Origin of the sequence: Frankia sp. Cppng1_Ct_nod, assembly GCF_920656135.1 — a bacterium.
Lineage (GTDB): Bacteria > Actinomycetota > Actinomycetes > Frankiales > Frankiaceae > Protofrankia > Protofrankia meridionalis.
This window is the reverse complement of sequence record NZ_CAKKTK010000034.1, coordinates 1-20,689: the sequence shown is the minus strand read 5'-3', so window position 1 is coordinate 20,689 and position 20,689 is coordinate 1. Positions and strand designations below refer to the sequence as shown.

Sequence of the window (20,689 nt, the reverse complement as noted above, 5' to 3'; positions counted from 1 at the left end):
ACCAGACGGGTCCTGAGGCGAGCCCAACCCCTCGGCGCGGAGGCGGCCATGGACAAGCAGCAGGAGTTCGTCCTGCGTACGTTGGAGGAACGTGACATCCGGTTCATCCGGTTGTGGTTCACCGACGTGCTCGGGGTGCTGAAGTCCGTCGAGATCGCGCCGGCGGAGCTTGAGGGGGCGCTCGCCGAGGGCATCGGCTTCGACGGTTCCTCCATCGAGGGTTTCGCGAGGGTGCACGAGGCGGACATGCTTGCGAAACCGGATCCGTCGACCTTCCAGGTGCTGCCCTGGCGTGGTGACAATCCGGTCACGGCCCGAATGTTCTGCGATCTCGTCATGCCCGACGGAAGGCCGTCCCCGGCGGACTCGCGATGGGTCCTGAGGCGGACGCTGGCCAATGCCGCGGATGCCGGGTTCACCTTCTACACCCATCCCGAGATAGAATTCTTCCTGTTGCGCGAATCGCCGAAGCGTGGCGCTCCGGTACCCCCGCCGGTTGACGATTCGGGTTATTTCGACCTTACTCCGAACGACATCAGCCATGATTTCCGGCAGCAGGTCATCGGGGTTCTGGAGCGGTTGGGGATCTCGGTCGAGTTCAGCCACCACGAGGTGGCGCCCGGGCAGCAGGAAATCGACCTGCGGTATGCGGACGCGCTCACCATCGCCGACAACATCATGACCTTCCGTCAGGTGGTGAAGGAGGTCGCCCTCCGCCAGGGGGTCTATGCGACCTTCATGCCCAAGCCCTACAGCGATCAGGCCGGGTCGGGCATGCACACCCACCTCAGCCTCTTCGAGGGCGATCGGAACGCATTTCACGACCCGACCGACACCTACCATCTCTCCAAGGTCGCCCAGGCGTTCATCGCGGGTCTCCTCGTCCACGCGGCCGAGATCACGGCGGTGACCAACCAGTGGGTGAACTCCTACAAGCGGATTGTCGGCGATCAGCGTGCGGGTGAGGTGCTGGAGGCACCGGCATACGTGTGCTGGGGGCACAACAACCGCTCCGCCCTCGTGCGGGTGCCGTTGCACAAACCGAACAAGCCGAACACGACGCGGATCGAATACCGCTCGCCGGACAGCGCCTGCAATCCCTACCTTGCCTTCGCGCTGATCCTCGCCGCGGGTATGCGGGGCATCCAGGAGGGTTACGAACTCCCGCCGCCGGCCGCGGACGACGTGTGGACGCTGACCGAGTCGCAGCGGCGTGAGCGGGGTATCACGGCGCTGCCCGGTTCGCTGGAGGAGGCGATCGTGACCATGGAGAAGTCGGCCATGGTGCGCGACACGCTCGGTGATGATCTTTTTGAGTTCTTCCTGCGGAACAAGCGGGCCGAGTGGGCCGAGTACCGGCGGCAGGTCACGCCCTTCGAAGTCGATCGGTACCTGCCGATACTGTGACGCAGTTGATCCCCTACCCTACATCAGGTTGGGGGTGGTCGGGTCGGTGGCCCGTGTCATCGCGTGCGCGGGCATGGCGCAGAAGCGATTCGACCAGCGCCGTCACGTGTTTGCGGTCCACCGGGCTGAGCTGTTCGACACCCGCGACGAGGGCGGTCACCTCGGGGTCCGAACCCGCCTCGGCATGCAGGGTCAGACCGGCGGCGGCTGCCGCCGCCGACCGCACCACCGGTAGCGGGAGCTCCAGGCCGCGGGCAAGCCCGTCCAGGGTGGCCGGTTGGGGCAGCCTGAGCAGTCGGGCGTTCGTGGCGAGGTTGTGGACGGTGGACCGGGGCAGGCGACCGCGCCGGGCGACCTCGGCGTAGGACCATCCCCGCTCGTCGATACGGCTGCGGATGAGCTGCTGAAGCTGGTTCACGTGTCCGCCGTTGCCGCTGGCACGAGTGGGTCGGGACAAGGCTCGCGGGCTGCCGGGCGGGCCGTGCGCAGGCTGGCCCACCGCATGGACATCCACATCTCAATCGGTACCCACCGGGTACCCGTCATAGGACGCATCGTGAGGCATTGTGTCAGGACGGTCGGATACCGGGGGCGGCTTCAGCGCACAGCGGGACGGTCCCGTGGCGAATGCCGGTCGGTGCCGTGGCTGTCATGGCCACTGCCGGATCGGCCATCGTTGGCGAAACGGTGCATACCATGCCGAGACATCCCGGTCCGTTCCGCGAGAGGATCGCCGCATGGATATCGGGGATCGGGTCACGGACCTGTCGGGCGTTGACGAGACGGGCGCTACCCTGCGCCTGGCCGACCTGCTGGCCAAGGGGCCGCTGGTGGTCTTCTTCTACCCGGCGGCGATGACCTACGGCTGTACCAGGGAAAGCTGCCATTTCCGCGACCTCGCGGCCGAGTTCACCGCGCTGGGAGCCGGCATCGTCGGGGTCAGCGCGGACGACGTCGCCAAGCAAGCCGAGTTCAGCGCGAGACATTCGCTCGGCTTCCCCCTCATCGCAGACACCGACCGCACGATCGCCGACGCTTTCGGAGTCCGCCGCAGGCGGGGTCCGAACAAGCGCTCCACATTTGTTCTCGGCTCCGACGGCATCGTGCTCGCGCGCATTGATTCCGAACTGTCCATGGACCGGCACGCCGACACCGCCCTGCAGACGCTGCGTTCCGCGGCCGGGTAGCAGCCGCCGGGGTGGATGCCGCCGGGGTGGATGCTGCTGCAAAGCCGATCGAAAGGCCCGCGAACCCGTCCGGGGACGAGGATGGGATGCGTGAGCGGAGCGTGCGAATCCGGGCCCGGGCAGGTACGTGGCGGCCCCGGTGGCACGCACCCGCGCGGGAGTTCCGTGCAGGCCCAACTGGCCAGGATGGGATTCAGCAACGTCGACAGGTCCACGACCACCATCCGGCGGCTCGGCCTGGCCGCCGAACCCGACGGACGTCCTGACGGTGACACAGGGGCTACGGCGCACGGCTCGGTCGATTCCCCCAGTATCGATCTTTCCGGTAATGCCGTGCTCGTGGAACTCTCGCGCGCGGCCGATCCCGACCTCGCGCTCGCCGCGATCGAGAGGGTCGTGGACACCTCGCCCGACGAGATCGGGCACGAACTGCTTGCCGTGCTCGCCGCTCACCCGGGCCTGCGCCGGCGGCTCGTCGCGGTGCTCGGGGCAAGCGCCGCCCTTGGCGATCACCTCGTCCGCCATCCCACCGACTGGCGGGTGATAGCCGACGACGACCTGATGCGCGCCACCCCGAGCGCCCGCCGTACCCGCGAGCACCTGCTGCGTGCGGTCGGCGCGGACCCGGACGCGGCCGTGCCTCGGGCCGCGGGCGAGGGCATCGCCATCCTCGATGCGCTGCGTGTCGCCTACCGCCGTGCCCTGTTCGTCCTCGCAGCCCGAGACCTCACCGGCGCCGTGCCGTTCGACGATGCCACCGCGGAGCTTTCCGACCTTGCGTCGGCCGCCCTTGACGCGGCGCTGGCGGTCGCACGGTCGACGGTGTCGCCGGCGGCTCCGTCGGTCCGCCTGGCCGTCATCGGCATGGGCAAGTGCGGTGGCCGGGAACTGAACTACGTGAGCGACGTCGACGTGCTCTTCGTCGCCGAACCCGGGCAGGCCGGCGAGGATGCCGACCCCGTCGGTAACGGTCCGGGCTGTATCGGTCCGGGCCGCAGCACCGTCATCCGCAACGACGAGGTGGCGGCGCTCGCCGCGGCGACCCGCCTCGCCGAGGGCATGGTGCGTGCCTGCGGGGCGGTCACCGGCGAGGGCGCGCTGTTCCAGATCGACGTGGGGTTGCGGCCCGAAGGTCGCAACGGCCCGCTGGTACGCACCCTGGCGAGCCACGACGCCTACTACCTGCGATGGGCCAGAACCTGGGAGTTCCAGGCACTGCTCAAGGCGCGTCCGGTCGCGGGTGATCGTGAGGTGGGGGAGCGGTTCTGCGCCGCGGTCGGACCGTTGGTCTGGTCGGCCGCGTCCCGGCCCGGGTTCGTCGCCGACGTCCAGGCGATGCGGCGACGGGTGGAACGGTCGCTGCCACCGGGGGAGGCCGACCGTGACATCAAACTCGGCCCGGGTGGGCTGCGCGACGTCGAGTTCGCAGTCCAGTTGCTCCAGCTTGTGCACGGCCGGACCGATGTGAGGCTGCGCACGGCCTCGACCCTGCTGGCGCTCGGCGCGCTCGCCCGCGGTGGTTATGTCGGACGCCGGGACGCAGCCGGTCTGGCGGACGCGTACCGCTTCCTGCGTGGCACCGAGCACCGCCTGCAGCTCCAGCGTCTCCGACGGGTACACACGTTGCCCCGCGATCCCGGTGAACTGCGCTGGCTGGCCCGTTCCCTCGGCCTGGCCTCCGCCGGGGAGATGGCGGCCGAGCACGTCCGTGTCACCCGCTTCGTCCGCCGCCTGCACGAGCGGCTCTTCTACCAGCCGCTGCTGGAGGCGGTGGCGAGGCTGTCGGCGGAGGAGGTCCGCCTGACGCCGCAGGAGGCCCGGGACAGGCTTGCCGCGCTGGGCTTCGTCGACACCGCAGGTGCGCTTCGCCATATCGAGGCGCTGACCAACGGCGTCAGCCGGACGGCGACGATCCAGCGTCGCCTGCTCCCGGCGATGTTGCACTGGTTCGCTGACGCAGCCGACCCCGACGCCGGCCTGCTCGCCTATCGTCAGGTCAGCGACGCCCTGGGACGTACCCCGTGGTACCTGCGGCTGCTGCGGGACGAGAGCGGTGCGGCCGAACGGCTGTGCCGGCTGCTGGCCACAAGTAGTTACGTGGCAGATCTGATGCAGCGGGCTCCGGAGTCGGTCCGGCTGTTGCGGACCACCGACGACCTACGCCCCCGCACCCGTGCCCAACTGATCCAGGCGCTGATCGCGATCGCCCGCCGCAATCCCGTCTGGGAGCAGGCGGTCGGGCGGGCCCGCGCGGTACGGCGGGTTGAACTGGTGAGGGTGGCCTGCGCGGACCTGCTCGGGCTGCTGGACGTCGCCGCGGTGGGCCGGGCACTGTCGGACGCGGCGGCAGCGACGATCGAGGCGTCCCTGTTCGTGGCGGAACGACGTTTCGAGCAGCAGGCCGGCCACCCGCTACCGGTCCGGATCGCAGTGATCGCGATGGGTCGTCTGGGCGGCGGGGAAATGTCCTACGGCAGCGACGCGGATGTCGTGTTCGTGCACGAGCCGACCGATGGGGCGACGGATGGTGAGGCGGCTGACGCCGCGCGGACGGTCGTGGCCGAACTGCGGCGGCTGCTCGCCCTCCCCGCGCCGGACCCGCCCCTGCTACTGGACGCACAGCTTCGCCCGGAGGGCCGTTGCGGTCCGATGACCCGCACACCTGCCGGCTATGCCGCCTATTTCCGCCGGTGGTCGCTTGGTTGGGAGGCGCAGGCGCTGCTGCGGGCGTGCCCGGTCGCGGGCGACGGCGAGCTGGGTGACCGGTTCTGCACGTGGGTGGATGAGATCCGATATCCCGTTGTCCTGCCACCTGGAACGGTCACCGAGGTTGTCCGGCTACGCGGCCGGATGGAGGCGGAACGCATCCCGCGCGGGGTGGACCGCACGCTGCATCTGAAGCTCGGACCGGGCGGTCTCACCGATGTGGAGTGGGCGGTGCAGGTGCTGCAGCTGCGACATGCCCATGCCGTGCCGGCGTTGCGCACCACGTCGACGCTTGGCGGGCTGCGCGCGGCTGCCGCCGCCGGGCTGCTCGATCCGGTCGAGGCGGCGACGCTTGCGGACGCGTGGACCATGGCGTCGCGCATCCGCAACGCGATCATGCTGACCCGCGGTCGCCCAGGCGACGTGCTGCCGCGCGAACCTCGGGCACTGGCCCAGGTGGCAAGGGCGGTCGGATACCCGGCGGAGCAGGCTGAGGAGCTGGTCGGCGACCACCGGCGTGCGGGAGCGCGCGCACGTTCGGTAACCGAGGCGCTCTTTGCTCGCGAGCAGGCCGCCGGACGTTAGGGCGGGCCCGGCGGCCTCGACGATGGTGCGAAAGTTCAGTGGTTCAGCCGCGCGGGTATGCCTCAGTCCGTGACGACCGTCCCGGCCGCGTCCTTCTGGCCGGGGATGGCGAGGAGCGGCTTCTCGCCGGCCAGCGCGCTGCAGCACGTGTCGACGATCAGGCCGGTGACCAGGTACGGGTCCATATTGGCGTTGGGACGACGGTCCTCGATCCAGCCTTTCTTGGCCTTCTCCACCGCCCACGGGATGCGGACGGACGCGCCGCGGTCCGAAGCGCCCCAGGAGAACTTGTCCCACGGTGCGGTCTCGTGCTGACCGGTCAGGCGGTCCTCGATCCCGTGACCGTAGTTCTTGACGTGCTCGAGTACCCGGGTACCGAGAGCCTCGCACACGGTGACGATGGCATCCCAACCCGCCATCGTGGCCTTGGTGGAGAAGTTGGTGTGGGCGCCGGCGCCGTTCCAGTCACCGGGGATCGGCTTCGCGGCAAACGAGACGGTGACGTCGAACTCCTCGGCGATGCGGTGCAGCAGCCAACGGCCCACCCAAATCTGGTCACCGATGGCGGTGGGTGCGAGCACGCCGATCTGGAACTCCCACTGGGCCATCATGACCTCGGCGTTGGTGCCCTCGATGGCGAGGCCCGCGTCGAGGCATGCCTGGGTGTGCTTCTCGACGATCGCACGGCCTACCATCCCCTCGCCACCGGCACCGCAGTAGTAGGGACCCTGCGGGGCCGGGTAGCCCACTTCGGGCCAGCCAAGTGGCCGGCCCTTCTGGAAGAAGGTGTACTCCTGCTCGATGCCGAACATCGGTGCCTGGTCCGCGTACTTCTCGCCAGCCTGGCGGCAGAAATCGCGGGTGTTGGTCGGGTGTGGGGTGAAGTCGGTCAGCGCGACCTCGCACAGGACCAGTATGTTGTCCCCGCCGCGCAGCGGGTCTGGACATGTGTACACGGGCTGCAGGACGCAGTCCGAGTTGGATCCTGGTGCCTGGTTGGTGCTCGAGCCGTCGAACCCCCAGATGTCCGGCTTCTTGCCGTCCTTCACGATCCGGGTCTTGCTGCGCATCAGGGGCTCCGGCTTGGTGCCGTCGATCCAGATGTACTCGGCCTGGTAACTCACTCATACTCCCCGTGGTTGGCGTGGCACGTAGCGGAGTGTCTCATCGCGCACCTGCGGATTGTTCGACCCCGGCCGCGGGTGACAGAAGGGTTCCGTCCGGAGCTTCGCCGTGTCCAGTTACCTTTCAGTTCCGCCACGGTAAATTTTCGGTCAATCGCGAATTACCGGTCAGTTCAGTTTTCCGGCTTTTGTCGAACAGCGCCTTCGGCCGCCGGACAAGCCACTCGGAAACGCGATGACGCCCGGCCCGCGGACGGACTGGGGCCCGGCGTCATCGCATTCGTGGTTGTTGTCGGGACCGCGTCAACCGGCCCGGTGACGCGGTCCCGGTGACGCCGGCCCGGTCGGCGGCCGATCAGATGTCGTAGTAGAGCTGGAATTCGTACGGGTGGGGTCGAAGTCGAATCGCGTCGACCTCGTTGATGCGCTTGTAGTCGATCCATGTCTCGATCAGGTCGGGCGTGAAGACGTTTCCTTCGGTCAGGAAGTCGTGGTCGGCCTCAAGAGCGTCGAGCACCTTCTCGAGCGACCCTGGCACCTGCGGCACGGCGGCCAGTTCGTCCGGTGGCAGATCGTAGAGGTCCTTGTCGATCGGGTCCGGCGGTTCGATCTTGTTGCGGATGCCGTCCAGGCCGGCCATCAGCATTGCCGCGAAGGCCAGGTAAGGGTTGCAGCTCGGGTCGGGGACCCGGAACTCGATCCGTTTCGCCTTGGGTGAGACGCCGCTGAGCGGGATCCGGCAGCAGGCCGAGCGGTTGCGCGCCGAGTAGACGAGGTTGACTGGAGCCTCGTAGCCCGGTACGAGGCGCCGGTAGGAGTTCGTGGTGGGGTTGGTGAACGCCAGCAGCGCCGGTGCGTGGTGCAGCAGCCCGCCGATGTAGTAGCGGGCCAGGTCGGACAGGCCGCCGTAGCCGCTCTCGCTGTAGAACAGGGGATCCTCGCCCTGCCACAGGCTCTGGTGGACGTGCATACCCGAGCCGTTGTCCTGGAAGAGCGGCTTCGGCATGAAGGTCACGGTCTTCCCGCGGGACAGCGCGACGTTGCGGATGATGTACTTGTAGAGCATCAGGTTGTCGGCGGTCCGCAGCAGCGTGTCGAACCGGATGTCGATCTCGGCCTGGCCTGCGGTCCCCACCTCGTGGTGCTGCATCTCGACGGTGATGCCGGCCCGGAACAACGCCCGGACCATCTCCGACCGCAGGTCGGTGAAGTGGTCGGTCGGTGGCACCGGGAAGTAGCCGCCCTTGAACCTGGGCTTGTAGCCGAGGTTCCCGCCCTCCTCCTTGCGGGCCGTGTTCCAGGCCGCCTCGACGGAGTCCACGGCGTGCATGGAACCGTACGGGTTGTAGTCGTAGCGGACGTCGTCAAATATGTAGAACTCGGCTTCCGGGCCGAAGTAGGCGGTGTCGGCGAAACCCGTTCCCCGCAGGTAGGACTCGGCCTTTTTTGCGGTGTTGCGCGGGTCGCGCGAGTATTCCTCCTTGGTGATCGGGTCATGGATGAAGAAGGTCATCGCGAGCGTCCGGTGCTCCCGGAACGGGTCGACGAAAGCCGTGCTCGGGTCCGGTAGCAGGAGCATGTCGGACTCGTGGATCGCCTGGAACCCGCGGATCGAGGAGCCGTCGAACATCAGGCCTTCGGTGAATATCGACTCGGCGAAGACCTCGGTCGGGATCGTGAAGTGCTGCATAATCCCAGGAAGGTCACAGAATCGGACGTCGACGAATTCGACGCCATCGTCCGCAATATAGCGGAGTACGTCATCGGCGTTTGTGAACATCCATCCTCCAGGGGAGCTTAATTCCTGTGTGGATAGGAAGGATACGCCATGCCTTGATGCGGAACGTAACCCCATGCGGTTCCGTGAACATAACGAGGAAGTTTCGTGACTGTAACATGCCGTAATATTGTCACTCTTGGTGACGAGGATGTCGGGGTGGCGACGCGGCATAAGCTTGCGCCGTGGGACGAGCACTTGGAAACTGGCTGGAAGGTCCGCAGCATCCGAAGGACATCCCGCCCGGTGTGCGGCTGGGTCTGCCGGCCGAGGGCCCCGGCGCGGTGAGCGGCTTCGGCCATCGACTCGCGGCGTTCGCGGTGGATGCGGTCATCGCGAACCTGCTGGTCGGCGTACCGGTGCTCGTGGGGGTCCGCTACTCGGTCGATGCCCGCGGGCTCGCCGTCTACCTTGCCTTCCTGCTGCAGGAGTTCATTCTGATCGCGGCGAACGGCCAGACCATCGGGATGCGTCTGGTGGGTCTGCGCGTCATCCGGGTGAGTGACCACGGCCGAGTGGGATGGGGCTGGACAGCCGTTCGTACCGTGTTGCTTGGCCTGCTGGTCCCGGCGTTCATCTGGGACCGGGACCAGCGAGGCACCCACGACCGCGCCGCCGGCACCGTGATCGTCCGCGATCCCGTGCGGGCCTGACCCGGGCGGGATCGGCGCAGTCGCGCTGGCGACCTCTTCAGGGGATCGACAGTCCCGGGACCATCATCGGATTTTTCCGCCGCGGGGGATGTTGCGGGGGATGGGACCCTTCGGGATGGGCAGGGTCGGCGCGCTCACCGCCCGCAGACGGCGCTCGACGGGGTCCACCTCACCGCGTCGCAGTGTGCGGGGCAGCCGCATGAGCGTCGCCTGCAACTTCGGTAGCGGAACCTCGCCGGGTCCGTTGCCGACGACGATGTCGTGGATGGGAGTTTCGCCGATCACTTTGCGGACCCGGCGCACCTCGTTGCCGAGCAGCTCGCGCTGCCCGCGTCCCCGGCCTTCGGCGATGACCACCACTCCGGCGCGACACACCACGCGGTGCACGACGTCCTGGTGGCGGTTCACCGCGACCGCGGGGGTGAGTCGCCAGTCTCCGCGCATCCGCTCGACGATCCCGGCAGCCGCGCCGGGCTGGCCCTCCATCTCGGCATAGGCGGTGTTCTGCACCCGCCGGCTGAAGACGTTCATACCGCTGACCAGGCCAAGCATGACCCCGATGGGCAACCACACCCACAGCGGGCCGACGAGGAGCGCGAGCAGGATGCCGATGCCGAAAGGGATCAGCAGGCCGGCCAGCGACCACCAGAGCGCACGCGGATCACGCTGTCGGGTCAGCCGGTACACCGTCCTGATCTGGGTGAGGCGTCCCGGCCCCGCGACCCCGCCATCCGTCTTCTGCTTACGCTCTGTTGCGGTCGTGCTCGCCTTCGGCGAGTCGCCCTCCGACCTGTTCCTGCGCGCCATGACCGCGAGCCTACGACCTGGCGTGAGCTTCGCCGACCGCGGTGCGCCGTCGTTCAGTGTTCGGTGGCCACCGTCATCCGCACACCGGTCTGCGGCGGGATGCGGGCCACCGTCCACGGGGTGTCGGTGTGCTGGTCGCTGCCCACATGCAGGTCGGCGGCGGCGCGCCAGGCATTGCGGCGGGCGGTTCGCTGACCGCCGTGTGGTAGCAGGAGGAGAGTGAGTTCTTCGATGGCGGTGAGTAGCGACCTCAGCACGACCACGCAGACCTCCCAGGTCGGTCGTATGCGGTGTCAATCATGGCCTGGACCTTCGTTCGCTGGTAGCGGGCCGGTGACTTTCGGATGACACTAGCGCTACCAAGGTGCACACACCACCGCGACAACTACTCTGCGTAACTTTCGAGTTGGGGCTTGGGTTCTTCCGTGACATCCGTGACATCCGTGCGCTGTTCGACGGCTCGTTGGTACATCCGGCCCGCGCGGTAGGACGAGCGCACGAGCGGCCCCGCGAGTACCCCCGCGAACCCCATCCGTTCGGCCTCCTCCCGCAGTTCGGTGAACTCCTCGGGAGGCACCCAGCGCTCCACCGGGTGATGGCGGGGGCTGGGCCGCAGGTACTGAGTGATCGTCAGTAGTTCGCAGCCCGCGTCCAGCAGGTCCGCCATGGTCGTCAGGATCTCCGCCCGCTCCTCGCCGAGCCCGAGAATCAGGTTGGACTTGGTGACCAGACCGGCGGTCCGGGCCAGGTGGAGAACCTCCAGCGACCGGTCGTACCGGAACCCGGGCCGGATCCGGCGGAACACCCTCGGTACCGTTTCGATGTTGTGGGCGAGGACCTCCGGGGCTGCCCCGAACACCTCGGCGAGCTGCTCCGGCCGGGCGTGGAAGTCGGGGATCAGTAGTTCGACCCCGACACCCGCGCACATCCCGTGGATCCGGCGCACCGTCTCCGCGTACAGCCATGCCCCGCCGTCCGGCAGATCGTCTCGGGCGACCCCGGTCACGGTCGCGTAACGCAGCCCCATGACGCGCACCGACTCGGCGACCCGGCGTGGCTCGTCGGCATCGAACGGGGCCGGGCGCCCCGAGTCGATCTGGCAGAAGTCGCAGCGCCGGGTGCATACCTCCCCGCCGATGAGGAAGGTCGCCTCCCTGTCCTCCCAGCACTCGTAGATGTTCGGGCAGCCGGCCTCCTCGCATACCGTGTGCAGGCCCTTTTCGTGGACGAGCGCCTTGACGTCGGAATACTGCGGGCCGGTCCGCAGCCGGGTCCGGATCCACGGCGGCTTGCGTTCGATGGGCGTGGCCGCGTTGCGCACCTCCAGCCGCAGCATCATCCGGCCCTCCGGGGTAACCGCGGTCACCGTGCCATCTCCGTCTCCTGTACTACCTGTGGTGTCTGCGATACCGGTCGCGGGCGGGTCGTGAAGGCCGTCAGCACCTCCACCAGGTGGCGTTCCAGCACGGGCAGCACCTCGTCGACGGTGACGGTCCGTCCCAGCTCGCGGCTCAGGCTGGTGACCCCGGCATCGGAGATCCCACAGGGGACGATCCGGCTGTAGGCGTCCAGATTCGGACAACAGTTCAGGGCGAAGCCGTGGAACGCGACGCGGTAGCGAACCCGGACGCCGATCGCCGCCAACTTGCGCTCGCCGTCCGCCGTCCACGCCCCGCTGCGCTCGGCCACTCGCGCGGCCGGCACACCCAGGTCGTCGCAGGTGGAGATCAGCGCGTCCTCCAGAGCGCGGACGTAGGCCACGACGTCTAGCGGCATGGGCAGGCGCACCACCGGGTAGCCGACGATCTGCCCGGGCCCGTGCCATGTGATCTTTCCGCCGCGGTCGACGTCCACCACCGGAGTGCCGTCGAAGGGGCGCTCCCACGGTTGCGTACGCCGACCGGCCGTGTAGACGCTCGGATGTTCCAGGAGAATCAGAGTGTCGTCCGTATCACCCGCGACCCGCCGGTCGGCCAGCGACCGCTGGAACTGCCAGGCTTCGTCGTAGGGCACCAGGCCCAGCCGCATGACCTCCACAAAAATGAGGCTACGCTCACCCGCGGTGTCCTCCCAGCCGCGGCGGGAAGACCCCGCCCGTGTCACACTCCCGACAGTCGCCGGGGCGTGACCGTCGTTTCCACCACATTCCCGTCCGGGTCCATCTCGACCTGCCATGCATACGCCTGTGCCCGGTCAGCCACGGCTTCTACCAGTTCGGTCCCGTGGAAATGCAGGCCGACGCCGTCGTCGGTGGCCCAACCCGGCGGCAGCGTCCCGTCGGCGACCAGCTTCTGGTAAAGTGGACGCCGGCCGGGTTCCGAGTCGTAGTGGGGGGTGTTGCTGAACGGTAGCAGTGCGAGCCCGTCGGTGACCGGCCGCAGGTCCGGACCGAACGAGTCGGTGGTGCCTCCGACGTGCCAGCACAGTGATCCCGCGGACACCCCGGCGAGCACCACGCCCGCCTCCCAGGCCTCTCGCATGATTATGTCAAGGCCGTGTGTGCGCCACACCGCGAGCAGGTTCGCGACGCTGCCGCCGCCCACCCAGACCACGTCCTGTTCCAGCAGGTGCGCGCGGACGTCGGCCACGTTCGGCATCGGGAACAGGGCCAGGTGGGATGCGCGGAGGTCCGGCAGGTCACGGGCGAGCGCGCAGTAGTAACGCGCGTAGTGCGTCAGGTCGTCGCCCGTGGCCGTGGCCAACAGGCAGAGCTTCGGCCGTGACGGATCCCCGGCCAGGTGCAGCGCATGGTGGATGAGCGGGCCGACCCGCGCGCCCCACCTCCCGTCCGGTACGAAGCCGCCGCTGGTCGCGAGGATGTTCATCCTGCCGTCTCCGATCCGGGTGTGGTGCCGTTCCTGACGCTGCGATAACAAGCGTGGACCCGATGAGAGCGGGTCCGGTCACCCGCCCTGCCCCGCGACCACCCGTCCCCGCATCACGATCAGTGAGGGCGCGGCCGGTACACGTACGTCGGCTCGGGGGTCCTCGGGATAGACGACAAGATCCGCCTGCGTCGGTGCCGACGTAGATCGCGATTCCCGCGTCGAAGGCGTGAACGTGATCTTTCCGTCCACCACCCACAGCTCGTCCCGGATCTCCTCGGGCCCGACCGGTATCCGTCCAGTGATCCTCAGCGTCTCGGAACCGCTCATTCCCCCTGCTTACCCACATGTCCGGTGCGTGGCAACGCCGGGGCCGGCGGGGGCCGCGACGGCCGATGTTGCCCGACCCGACACTGATGACGGACAGTATGATTGTCCTAGAAAAAACTACCGAGAGTAGCTATTTACACGTATTATCCACAGGTTTACATAGAGGACTGCACAAAACCGTTTTTTCGGCTTACCGTCACTGTTCGTGACATCAATGTACGATTCTGCGGGTTCTCGTGGCCGGCGCGGGGATCCGGCCGACCAGCCCGTACCGGGGGTGGTGCTACGCGCACGCGTGCGGGACGCGGGTGCCGGGGATGTCTGGGCCGGCCGCGTCGCGGGCACGGGGGCCGAGTGCACGGTCCGGCGGGTCAGGCTGCCGGCGGACGCGGCGGTCCGCGTGGCCGCGATGCGAACGGCCCGGGCCCTGGTCGGGCTCGAACATCCCCATCTGGTCCCGCTCATCGACGTGGTTGCCACAGCCGACGGCATCGCGGTCGTGGCCGAGCCCGTCACCGGGGCGATCGACCTGGCACGGCTGCTCGGGGTACGGGACCGTCTCGACCCGGGCGAGGTGGTGACCATCGGGCTGCCACTGGCTCAGGCGCTGGCCGTGGCGCATGCCGTCGGCATCGTGCACGGCCGGCTCGATCCGGCCGACGTCCTACTCGAACCGAACGGTCGACCGGTACTCGCGGGCATCGGTCTCGCGGGCATCGGTCTCGCGAACCTCGCCGACGGGTCCGCGACACCGCCGATGGATGTCGGTGACCTCGCCGGTCTGCTGCTCGCGGCGATGCCGCATGCCACCGGCCCGGATGCGGTGGCGGTCGCCGTGGCGGTCGCCCCGGCCCTGGTCGATGATCCGGCCCGTAGACCCACGGCGGAGGACCTGGCCGCGGCACTGGCCCGAAGCTGCAACCCGGCGCCGATCCGATTCGTCAGCGATGCCGTAACCCCGCTCCCGCTGCCCCCACCGCCGCCCGGCGTGGACGATGCCCCGGCCGGGCCGGCCGGCCCTCGTCTCCGGTCCATGCCGCCCCCGCGGACAGGTCCACGTCCTGCCCGGCTGTCCCGCTCCGTTCTCGCGTCTGACCGGGTGGCCGACCGGGTGGCCGACCGGGTGGCCGACCTGGGGGCCGACCTGGGTGTGGGGCGGGTGGGCCGGCCGGGAACGGCCGTGGCCCCCGGCCGTCCCCGTTCCACAGGCACCCGTGTCGGCGTGAGCCGGCCCATCCCCGCCACACGCACGGACACCCCGCGTGGCGGCTTGCGGGTCTCGCGAGGCCACCAGCGCGGGCTTCTCGTGATCGCGGGCGTGGTGGCCGTGCTCGCAGCCCTGGGCCTGTTGCTTGCCGCCAGGTCCATACCGGGGAGAAACGGGCAGGCCGACACCGCCGTCGCAAGAAGCTCGTCGTCTCCTGAACAGGCCTGGCGCGACGTCCTCGGGAGTCTGGACAGCGCCCGCAGCCGGGCGTTCGAGCAGGCGGACGAGGCGGGCCTTGCGGGCGTGGACGCTACCGGCAGCACCGCCTACGCCCGTGACGTCAGCTTGATGCGGCAGATGGTCGACCTCGGCGGTCGGGCCTCCGGCCTGCGCCAGGAGATCCTCGACCTCGCCATCCGGGACTCCGGCAGCGAGAAGGCCGTGCTGCGGATCACCTATCGACGCCCGCCGTACACCTATGTCGACAAGACCGGGAAGGTGCTGGCGCAGCAGCCTGGGCATGACCGGTGGCAGTCCGACATCACCCTGGTCAGGACCGAGCAGGGATGGCGCATCGCCACCCAGGTGGACGTCGTGGGCTGAACGTCTGCCCGGCCCGGCCCGGGTAAACGGCTCCCGGCGCCGTGGTCATCACCGGCCGTCGGTTTCGCTGATCATGGCTGTGAGGGCGGAGTCGAGGTCGGCGTGGGAGAACACGTAGCCGGCGTCGGTGAGAACGCCCGGCATGACCCGCTGCGAGACAAGCGCGCCTTCGTCCGCCAAACCGCCCAGGACGATCCGCAGTACGACCCCCGGGATGGCCAGGAACGCCGGCCGGTGCAGTGCCGTGCCGAGCGTGCGGGTAAAGGCCGCGTTGGTGACCGGGCCGGGGCTGGTCAGGTTCACCGGGCCCCGGACGGTCTCCGCGGTCAGCAGAAAGCTGATCGCCGCGATCTCGTCATCCAGGCTGATCCAGCTCAGCCATTGCCGCCCTGATCCGAGCCGACCGCCGAGCCCGAACCGGAACAGGGGGAGTTGTCTGGCAAGTGCCCCGCCGTGGGGTGACAGAACGACCCCGGTACGTAGATGGCATACGCGTACTCCCGCGTTCGCCGCGGCGGCGGTGGACGCCTCCCAGGCGGCCGAGACCTCCGCGAGAAAGCCCGTTCCGCCGGGCGTGGACTCGTCGACAGTGTGATCACCGGTGTTGCCGTACCAGCCGATCCCGCTGGCCGACAGCAGCACCCGCGGACGCGGGTCCAGGTCCGCGAGGGCACCTGCGAGCAGCGTCGTGCCGGCGACCCGGCTGTCGAGGATCTGCCGTTTGTAGCTGTTGGTCCAGCGATGGTCACCCACGCCTGCGCCGGCGAGGTGGACGATGGCGTCGACGCCGGCCAGCGCCGCCGGGTCCAGCGTTCCGCTGGCCGGATCCCACGAGATCTCACTGCTGTCGCGGGGCTGGCGGCGGACGAGGGTGCGAACGGTGTGCCCGCCGCTGCGAAGAGCGGGCACGAGCGCCGAGCCGATCAGACCCGAGGCGCCGGTTACGGCGATGTCCATCATCGGCATTCTTGCCTGTTTGCGGTGGGCCGGCGAGTCGGCCCACCGCAAACGCCGTGTCATGGGCCGTTCCCCGGCCCCCGGAGGGTGGTTCTACAACCCCAGTTCGGCTTCGAACGCGCCTTCTTCCAGACGCCGGCCGACGCTGGTGAGGAAACGGGCGGCGTCGGCGCCGTCGACGATCCGGTGGTCGTAGGTGAGCGCCAGATACACCTTCGACCGCACTGCGATGATCTCGCCCAGTTCCGGGTCGTCCACGACAGCCGGCCGCTTTACCACGGAACCGGTGCCGAGGATGCCGACCTGCGGCTGGTTGATGATCGGCGTGTCGAACAGGGAGCCACGGCTGCCGGTATTGGTCAGTGTGAAGGTGCCACCGCCCAGTTCGTCCGGTGAGACGCGGTTCTCCCGGGTACGGGTCGCCAGATCGTCGATCTTACGGGCCATTCCGGTGAGGTTGAGATCCCCGGCATGGTGGATCACCGGGACGAGTAGCCCCCGGTCGGTGTCCACGGCGATACCCAGGTGCTCGGTGTCGTAGTAGGTGATCGTCCCCTGTTCGACGTGCACACTGGCGTTGAGGTTCGGGTGCTCCCGCAGCGCTTCGCAGACGGCGACCGCGAAGAACGGCAGGAACGAGAGCTTGATGCCTTCCCGTGCCTCGAACGCCTTCTTCGTGCGGTCCCGCAGCCGGGCGATCCGGGTGACATCCGCTTCGACGACCGTCGTGAGCTGGGCACTGACCTGGAGGGACTCGACCATTCGCTGTGCAATGACCGACCGCAGCCGTGACATCTTCTCCGTGCGGCCACGCAGTGACACCGCCTCGGGAGCGTGCGCGGGTACGGCCGCCGGTGCCTGGCGTGGCGCAGCGGCAGGCACCGTGCCGGCCGGCACGGGTGCCGGCGCGGGCGCGGGTGCCGGCGAAGAGGAGGAAACGGGCGTGCGGGCCGCGTCGATGACGTCCTGCTTGCGAATGCGTCCGCCGACACCTGTCCCGGTCACCGTGGACAGGTCCACGTCGTGTTCGGCGGCGAGGCGCCGGACCAGCGGCGTGACGTAGGTCCCGAGGGATCCGCTGCCGTTGGACGGTGATTCGGGTACCGGTGCCGGTGCGGACTCCTGCGCCGGCACGGCCGGCATGGCCGGCACGGGTGTCTGGGCGGCTGCCGGCGCAACAGGAGCCGGTGCCGGTGCAACGGGCGTGGGTGCCGGTGCGGCGGGTACGGGAGCAGGCACGACTGCGGTTTCCGCACCCGCCGGTGCGGCCTGCGCCGCCGATCCGCCCTCGTCGATGACGGCAAGTTCGACGCCGACCTCGACCGTCTCGTCCTCGGCCACCTTGATGGCGCTGATTATTCCGGATGCGGGGGCGGGGATCTCGGTGTCGACCTTGTCCGTACTGACTTCGAGAAGCGGCTCGTCGGCCTCGACGCGCTCGCCTTCCTTCTTGAGCCAGCGGGTGACGGTGCCCTCGGACACGCTCTCACCCAGACGGGGCATCGTGACGGACACAGACATGGGTAAGGACTCCTTCGTGGCGTCCGGCCCGACCGCGGGCGACGGGAAAGGGCTGCGGACGCTGTGGGTCTGCCAGTAGCTGCTGACCGAAGGCTACGCGATCATGATTTTTTCGCGCGGCCGGAGGCTTCAGAGGACGCTAGTTGTGAGAGTGCAGTGGCTTTCCGGCGAGGGCCAGGTGCGCCTCGCCCACCGCTTCCGACAGGGTGGGATGCGGGTGGATGAGTTGGGCGACATCCGTGGGGGTGGCTTCCCAGTTGGTGATGAGCTGGGCTTCCGCGATCAGTTCGCCGACCCGGTCACCCACCATGTGGACGCCCACCACCGGCCCGTCGGGCACGGCGACCAGTGTCACTGCACCCGTGGTCTGGAGGATCTGTGCCTTGCCGTTGCCCGCGAGATCGTAGGTGTGGGTCGCGATCTCCCCGTAGAGCTCCGCGGCCCGGGCCGAGGTGAGCCCCACCGAAGCCACCTCGGGGTGGGAGTAGGTCACCCGCGGGATGTTGTCGTAGTCGACCGGCGCCGGGTTCAGCCCGGCCAGGTTCTCCGCGACGAAGATGCCTTCGGCGAATCCGACGTGGGCGAGCTGTAGACCCGGGCGCAGGTCACCGACGGCCGAGATGCTCGCGACGTTGGTGCGCAGCTGATGGTCGACCAGGACGTAGCCACGGTCCATCGCGACGCCGACCTCGTCGTAGCCCAGCCCCTCGGACACGGGACCGCGCCCGACGGCGACCAGCAGGAGTTCGGCCTCGATGGTCGTGCCGTCCTCGAGGGACACGGTGACGCCCGCGTCGGTGGTCTTCACCCCGGCGAACCTCGCGCCCAGGTGCTGCTTGATCCCGCGGCGGCGGAAGGCCCGCTCCAGCAGTTTGGAACTGGACTCCTCCTCCAACGGCACCAGGTGGGGGAGGGCCTCGACGATCGTCACCTCCGCGCCGAAGGAGCGCCACACCGACGCGAACTCGCAGCCGATCGCGCCGGCGCCGAGCACCACGGCGGACGCGGGCACGCGGTCGAGCTCCAGGGCGTCGTCGCTGGTGATCACCTGGTGGTGATCGATCTCCAGACCGGGCAGTGACTTGGACTGCGACCCGGTCGCGAGAATCACGTGGCGGCCGGAGATGACACGGTCGCCCACGGCGACGGCGGTCGGGGACACCAGGCGCCCATGGCCCTCGACAACCTCGATATCGCGGCTCTTCACCAGACCGGCAAGGCCCCGGTAGAGTTTGGTGACCACCGAGTCCTTGTAGGCGTTGACCTTCGCTATATCGATTCCGTCGAAGGTCGATCGAATTCCGAAATTCTCGCTTTCGTGGATATTGTCCGCAATCTCCGCCGAGTGCAGCAGCGCCTTGGTCGGAATGCACCCGCGATGCAGGCAGGTTCCGCCCAGCTTGCTCTTCTCGATCAGAATGACGCCGAGGTCGAGCTCGGCGGCACGCAGAGCTGCAGCATAGCCGCCGCTACCACCGCCGAGGATGACAAGGTCGACGGGGCCGGCCGCAGAGTCCACCACGCCAGGCGTCCCTTCTCGTTGACTGGTTGGGATGCGTTCAGTCTTTCACGTCGCCGGATGCTACCGTCACAGGTCCCGGAGACTGTGGTGCATCACGCCGGGTATTTCGTCGCAGCACTTCCGCCTGTTGCCTGCTACTCGCAGGTAGTTGGTACACCCGACACGGGACCGACGGTCCGGCGTCATCGCCATGGCCTCCGCCTGCCGCCGGAGGCCATGATCGCGCCGCCTTTGGCCTAGCCGCCGGCGACGTTCTCGGCAAGCTGGATGAGGGTCCGAACGATCATCCCGGTGCCACCCTTCGGGGTGTGACCGTAGGGTTCGCCGCCGTTCCAGGACGGCCCGGCAATGTCGAGGTGCGCCCACGCGGTGCCCTCGGGAACGAAGACGCTCAGGAAGTGCCCTGCGACCAGCATTCCGCCGTCACGGTTGCCACCGCCCGCGACGTTGGCGAGGTCCGCCACGGCCGAGTCGAGGACCTTGCGCAGCTCCGGTGGCAGTGGCATCGGCCACACCGCCTCACCGGTCTCCCCCGCTGCGGCGGCGACCTTGTCGATGGCGCTTTCGCGCCCCATCAGGCCGCTGGTCCGCTGACCCAGCGCGACGATCTGCGCACCGGTGAGCGTCGCCACGTCCACCAGGAGACCGGGGGAGTCCTCGGCGGCCCGAGCGAGGGCGTCACCGAGCACGAGGCGTCCCTCCGCGTCGGTGTTGAGCACCTCGACCCGGGTACCGCCCCGCAGGGTCAGGACATCGGACGGCCGGATCGCCCCGCCCGAGGGCATGTTCTCGGCCAGCGGCAGCCACCCGGTGATGCGCGCCGGCAGATTCAGCCGGGCCGCCGCGATGACCGTGGCGAGTACCGACGCGGCGCCGGCCATGTCGGTCTTCATCCATTCCATCGCGCCCGCGGGCTTCAGCGACAGGCCGCCCGAGTCGAAGGTGATGCCCTTACCGACCAGGGCCAGCGCCGGAGCGCCGGTGGTGTCCGCGCCGGCCGGACACCACTCGAGGCGGATCAGCCGGGGCGGGTTCACCGATCCCTGGCCGACGCCGAGGATCCCGCCGTAACCGCCGTCGGCCAGTGCCTTCTCGTCGAGCACGTCGACCGTGACACCGACCTCGCCGGCGCGCGCCACCGCGATGTCGGCGAACCCGGCGGGCGGCAGATGCCCCGGCGGGGTGTTCACCAGGTCCCGGGTCAGCGCCACGGCGTCCACCGCGATTTCCGCCCTGCGCACGGCGTCCACGGCGGCGGCTTCGGACGCGTCGTCCACCACAAGGACGATCTCGCTCACCGGCGGGCGCCGGGTGCCCGCGGACGTGGTCCGGAACGCGTCGAATGCGTACGCGCCGAGTAGCGAGCCCTCGGCGACCGCGCGCAGCTCGGCCGGACCGGGCGTCCCTGCGGCGAGGGCGAGGGTGGTGGCGACCCGGGCGGTGCCGGCCAGCGCGCGCACGGCGGTGCCCGCCGCCCG

18 protein-coding genes are annotated in these 20,689 nt (G+C 69.0%); 5 read left to right on the top strand and 13 right to left on the bottom strand.

Annotated elements, in window-relative coordinates; genetic code table 11:
- The first annotated feature begins 48 nt into the window (after nucleotides 1–48).
- On the top strand, nucleotides 49–1,407 hold the full coding sequence (glnA, locus tag NBW77_RS11890) for a type I glutamate--ammonia ligase (protein WP_131747523.1): 1,359 nt from the start codon (nucleotides 49–51) through the stop codon (nucleotides 1,405–1,407).
- 13 nt (nucleotides 1,408–1,420) lie between these two features.
- On the opposite strand, the gene NBW77_RS11885 is transcribed toward glnA (NBW77_RS11890), so the two are convergent.
- Nucleotides 1,421–1,825, bottom strand: a complete 405-nt coding sequence (locus tag NBW77_RS11885) for a helix-turn-helix domain-containing protein (protein WP_131747545.1) — start codon at nucleotides 1,823–1,825, stop codon at nucleotides 1,421–1,423.
- Between the two features lie 319 nt (nucleotides 1,826–2,144).
- Between NBW77_RS11885 and NBW77_RS11880 the strand changes: the two genes are divergently transcribed.
- Both NBW77_RS11880 and NBW77_RS11875 read left to right on the top strand, forming a co-directional pair.
- Nucleotides 2,145–2,594, top strand: a complete 450-nt coding sequence (locus tag NBW77_RS11880; RefSeq protein ID WP_131747522.1) for a peroxiredoxin — start codon at nucleotides 2,145–2,147, stop codon at nucleotides 2,592–2,594.
- Nucleotides 2,595–2,780: 186 nt separating this feature from the next.
- Nucleotides 2,781–5,885 (top strand): bifunctional [glutamine synthetase] adenylyltransferase/[glutamine synthetase]-adenylyl-L-tyrosine phosphorylase, encoded by a 3,105-nt coding sequence (locus NBW77_RS11875; protein WP_250279700.1) that lies wholly within the window; start codon nucleotides 2,781–2,783, stop codon nucleotides 5,883–5,885.
- 62 nt (nucleotides 5,886–5,947) lie between these two features.
- Here the strand turns inward: NBW77_RS11875 and glnII are convergent, their stop codons facing one another.
- The gene (gene glnII, locus NBW77_RS11870) at nucleotides 5,948–7,009 is read right to left on the bottom strand and encodes a glutamine synthetase GlnII (protein ID WP_131747521.1); all 1,062 of its coding nucleotides are present in this window, start codon (nucleotides 7,007–7,009) and stop codon (nucleotides 5,948–5,950) included.
- A 355-nt stretch (nucleotides 7,010–7,364) separates the two neighbouring features.
- Nucleotides 7,365–8,789: a type I glutamate--ammonia ligase gene (gene glnA, locus NBW77_RS11865; protein ID WP_131747520.1), complete on the bottom strand. Its 1,425-nt coding sequence runs from the start codon at nucleotides 8,787–8,789 to the stop codon at nucleotides 7,365–7,367.
- 182 nt (nucleotides 8,790–8,971) lie between these two features.
- On the opposite strand from glnA (NBW77_RS11865), the gene NBW77_RS11860 reads away from it, so the two are divergent.
- Nucleotides 8,972–9,439 (top strand): RDD family protein, encoded by a 468-nt coding sequence (locus NBW77_RS11860; protein ID WP_131747519.1) that lies wholly within the window; start codon nucleotides 8,972–8,974, stop codon nucleotides 9,437–9,439.
- 63 nt (nucleotides 9,440–9,502) lie between these two features.
- On the opposite strand, the gene NBW77_RS11855 is transcribed toward NBW77_RS11860, so the two are convergent.
- The 6 genes from NBW77_RS11855 to NBW77_RS11830 form a co-directional block, all read right to left on the bottom strand.
- The gene (locus NBW77_RS11855; protein ID WP_131747518.1) at nucleotides 9,503–10,246 is read right to left on the bottom strand and encodes a DUF4191 domain-containing protein; all 744 of its coding nucleotides are present in this window, start codon (nucleotides 10,244–10,246) and stop codon (nucleotides 9,503–9,505) included.
- Between the two features lie 53 nt (nucleotides 10,247–10,299).
- Nucleotides 10,300–10,509: a hypothetical protein gene (locus NBW77_RS11850; protein WP_131747517.1), complete on the bottom strand. Its 210-nt coding sequence runs from the start codon at nucleotides 10,507–10,509 to the stop codon at nucleotides 10,300–10,302.
- Between the two features lie 122 nt (nucleotides 10,510–10,631).
- Nucleotides 10,632–11,612, bottom strand: coding sequence for a lipoyl synthase (gene lipA, locus NBW77_RS11845; RefSeq protein WP_131747516.1), 981 nt, complete (start codon nucleotides 11,610–11,612; stop codon nucleotides 10,632–10,634).
- On the bottom strand, nucleotides 11,609–12,349 hold the full coding sequence (lipB, locus tag NBW77_RS11840; protein ID WP_250279695.1) for a lipoyl(octanoyl) transferase LipB: 741 nt from the start codon (nucleotides 12,347–12,349) through the stop codon (nucleotides 11,609–11,611). Before lipB ends, lipA begins: the two co-directional genes overlap by 4 nt.
- A complete protein-coding gene (locus tag NBW77_RS11835; RefSeq protein WP_131747515.1) occupies nucleotides 12,346–13,071 on the bottom strand; it encodes a Type 1 glutamine amidotransferase-like domain-containing protein in 726 nt (241 codons plus the stop codon). Before NBW77_RS11835 ends, lipB begins: the two co-directional genes overlap by 4 nt.
- A 78-nt stretch (nucleotides 13,072–13,149) precedes the next feature.
- Complete coding sequence (locus NBW77_RS11830; RefSeq protein WP_131747514.1) at nucleotides 13,150–13,401, bottom strand: hypothetical protein; 252 nt, start codon at nucleotides 13,399–13,401, stop codon at nucleotides 13,150–13,152.
- A gap of 214 nt (nucleotides 13,402–13,615) precedes the next feature.
- Between NBW77_RS11830 and NBW77_RS11825 the strand changes: the two genes are divergently transcribed.
- Entirely contained in the window at nucleotides 13,616–15,211 is a 1,596-nt protein-coding gene (locus NBW77_RS11825) for a protein kinase (RefSeq protein WP_250279694.1), read from the top strand.
- A gap of 48 nt (nucleotides 15,212–15,259) precedes the next feature.
- On the opposite strand, the gene NBW77_RS11820 is transcribed toward NBW77_RS11825, so the two are convergent.
- The 4 genes from NBW77_RS11820 to NBW77_RS11805 form a co-directional block, all read right to left on the bottom strand.
- The gene (locus NBW77_RS11820) at nucleotides 15,260–16,168 is read right to left on the bottom strand and encodes a TIGR01777 family oxidoreductase (RefSeq protein WP_131747513.1); all 909 of its coding nucleotides are present in this window, start codon (nucleotides 16,166–16,168) and stop codon (nucleotides 15,260–15,262) included.
- A gap of 93 nt (nucleotides 16,169–16,261) precedes the next feature.
- A complete protein-coding gene (gene sucB, locus NBW77_RS11815; protein ID WP_502799475.1) occupies nucleotides 16,262–17,650 on the bottom strand; it encodes a 2-oxoglutarate dehydrogenase, E2 component, dihydrolipoamide succinyltransferase in 1,389 nt (462 codons plus the stop codon).
- Nucleotides 17,651–17,828: 178 nt separating this feature from the next.
- Nucleotides 17,829–19,211, bottom strand: coding sequence for a dihydrolipoyl dehydrogenase (gene lpdA / locus NBW77_RS11810; protein ID WP_131747493.1), 1,383 nt, complete (start codon nucleotides 19,209–19,211; stop codon nucleotides 17,829–17,831).
- A gap of 236 nt (nucleotides 19,212–19,447) precedes the next feature.
- Nucleotides 19,448–20,689 (bottom strand): leucyl aminopeptidase (locus NBW77_RS11805; protein ID WP_250279693.1); only part of this gene is annotated, 1,242 nt, incomplete at its 5' end.

Excerpts from the sequence above, each read along its gene's own strand:
- glnA (WP_131747523.1), top strand. The coding sequence starts at position 49 with ATGGACAAGCAGCAGGAGTTCGTCCTGCGTACGTTGGAGGAACGTGAC.
- NBW77_RS11880 (WP_131747522.1), top strand. The coding sequence starts at position 2,145 with ATGGATATCGGGGATCGGGTCACGGACCTGTCGGGCGTTGACGAGACG.
- NBW77_RS11875 (WP_250279700.1), top strand. The coding sequence starts at position 2,781 with ATGGGATTCAGCAACGTCGACAGGTCCACGACCACCATCCGGCGGCTC.
- glnA (WP_131747520.1), bottom strand. The coding sequence starts at position 8,789 with ATGTTCACAAACGCCGATGACGTACTCCGCTATATTGCGGACGATGGC.
- NBW77_RS11855 (WP_131747518.1), bottom strand. The coding sequence starts at position 10,246 with ATGGCGCGCAGGAACAGGTCGGAGGGCGACTCGCCGAAGGCGAGCACG.
- NBW77_RS11835 (WP_131747515.1), bottom strand. The coding sequence starts at position 13,071 with ATGAACATCCTCGCGACCAGCGGCGGCTTCGTACCGGACGGGAGGTGG.
- NBW77_RS11830 (WP_131747514.1), bottom strand. The coding sequence starts at position 13,401 with ATGAGCGGTTCCGAGACGCTGAGGATCACTGGACGGATACCGGTCGGG.
- NBW77_RS11825 (WP_250279694.1), top strand. The coding sequence starts at position 13,616 with ATGTACGATTCTGCGGGTTCTCGTGGCCGGCGCGGGGATCCGGCCGAC.
- NBW77_RS11820 (WP_131747513.1), bottom strand. The coding sequence starts at position 16,168 with ATGGACATCGCCGTAACCGGCGCCTCGGGTCTGATCGGCTCGGCGCTC.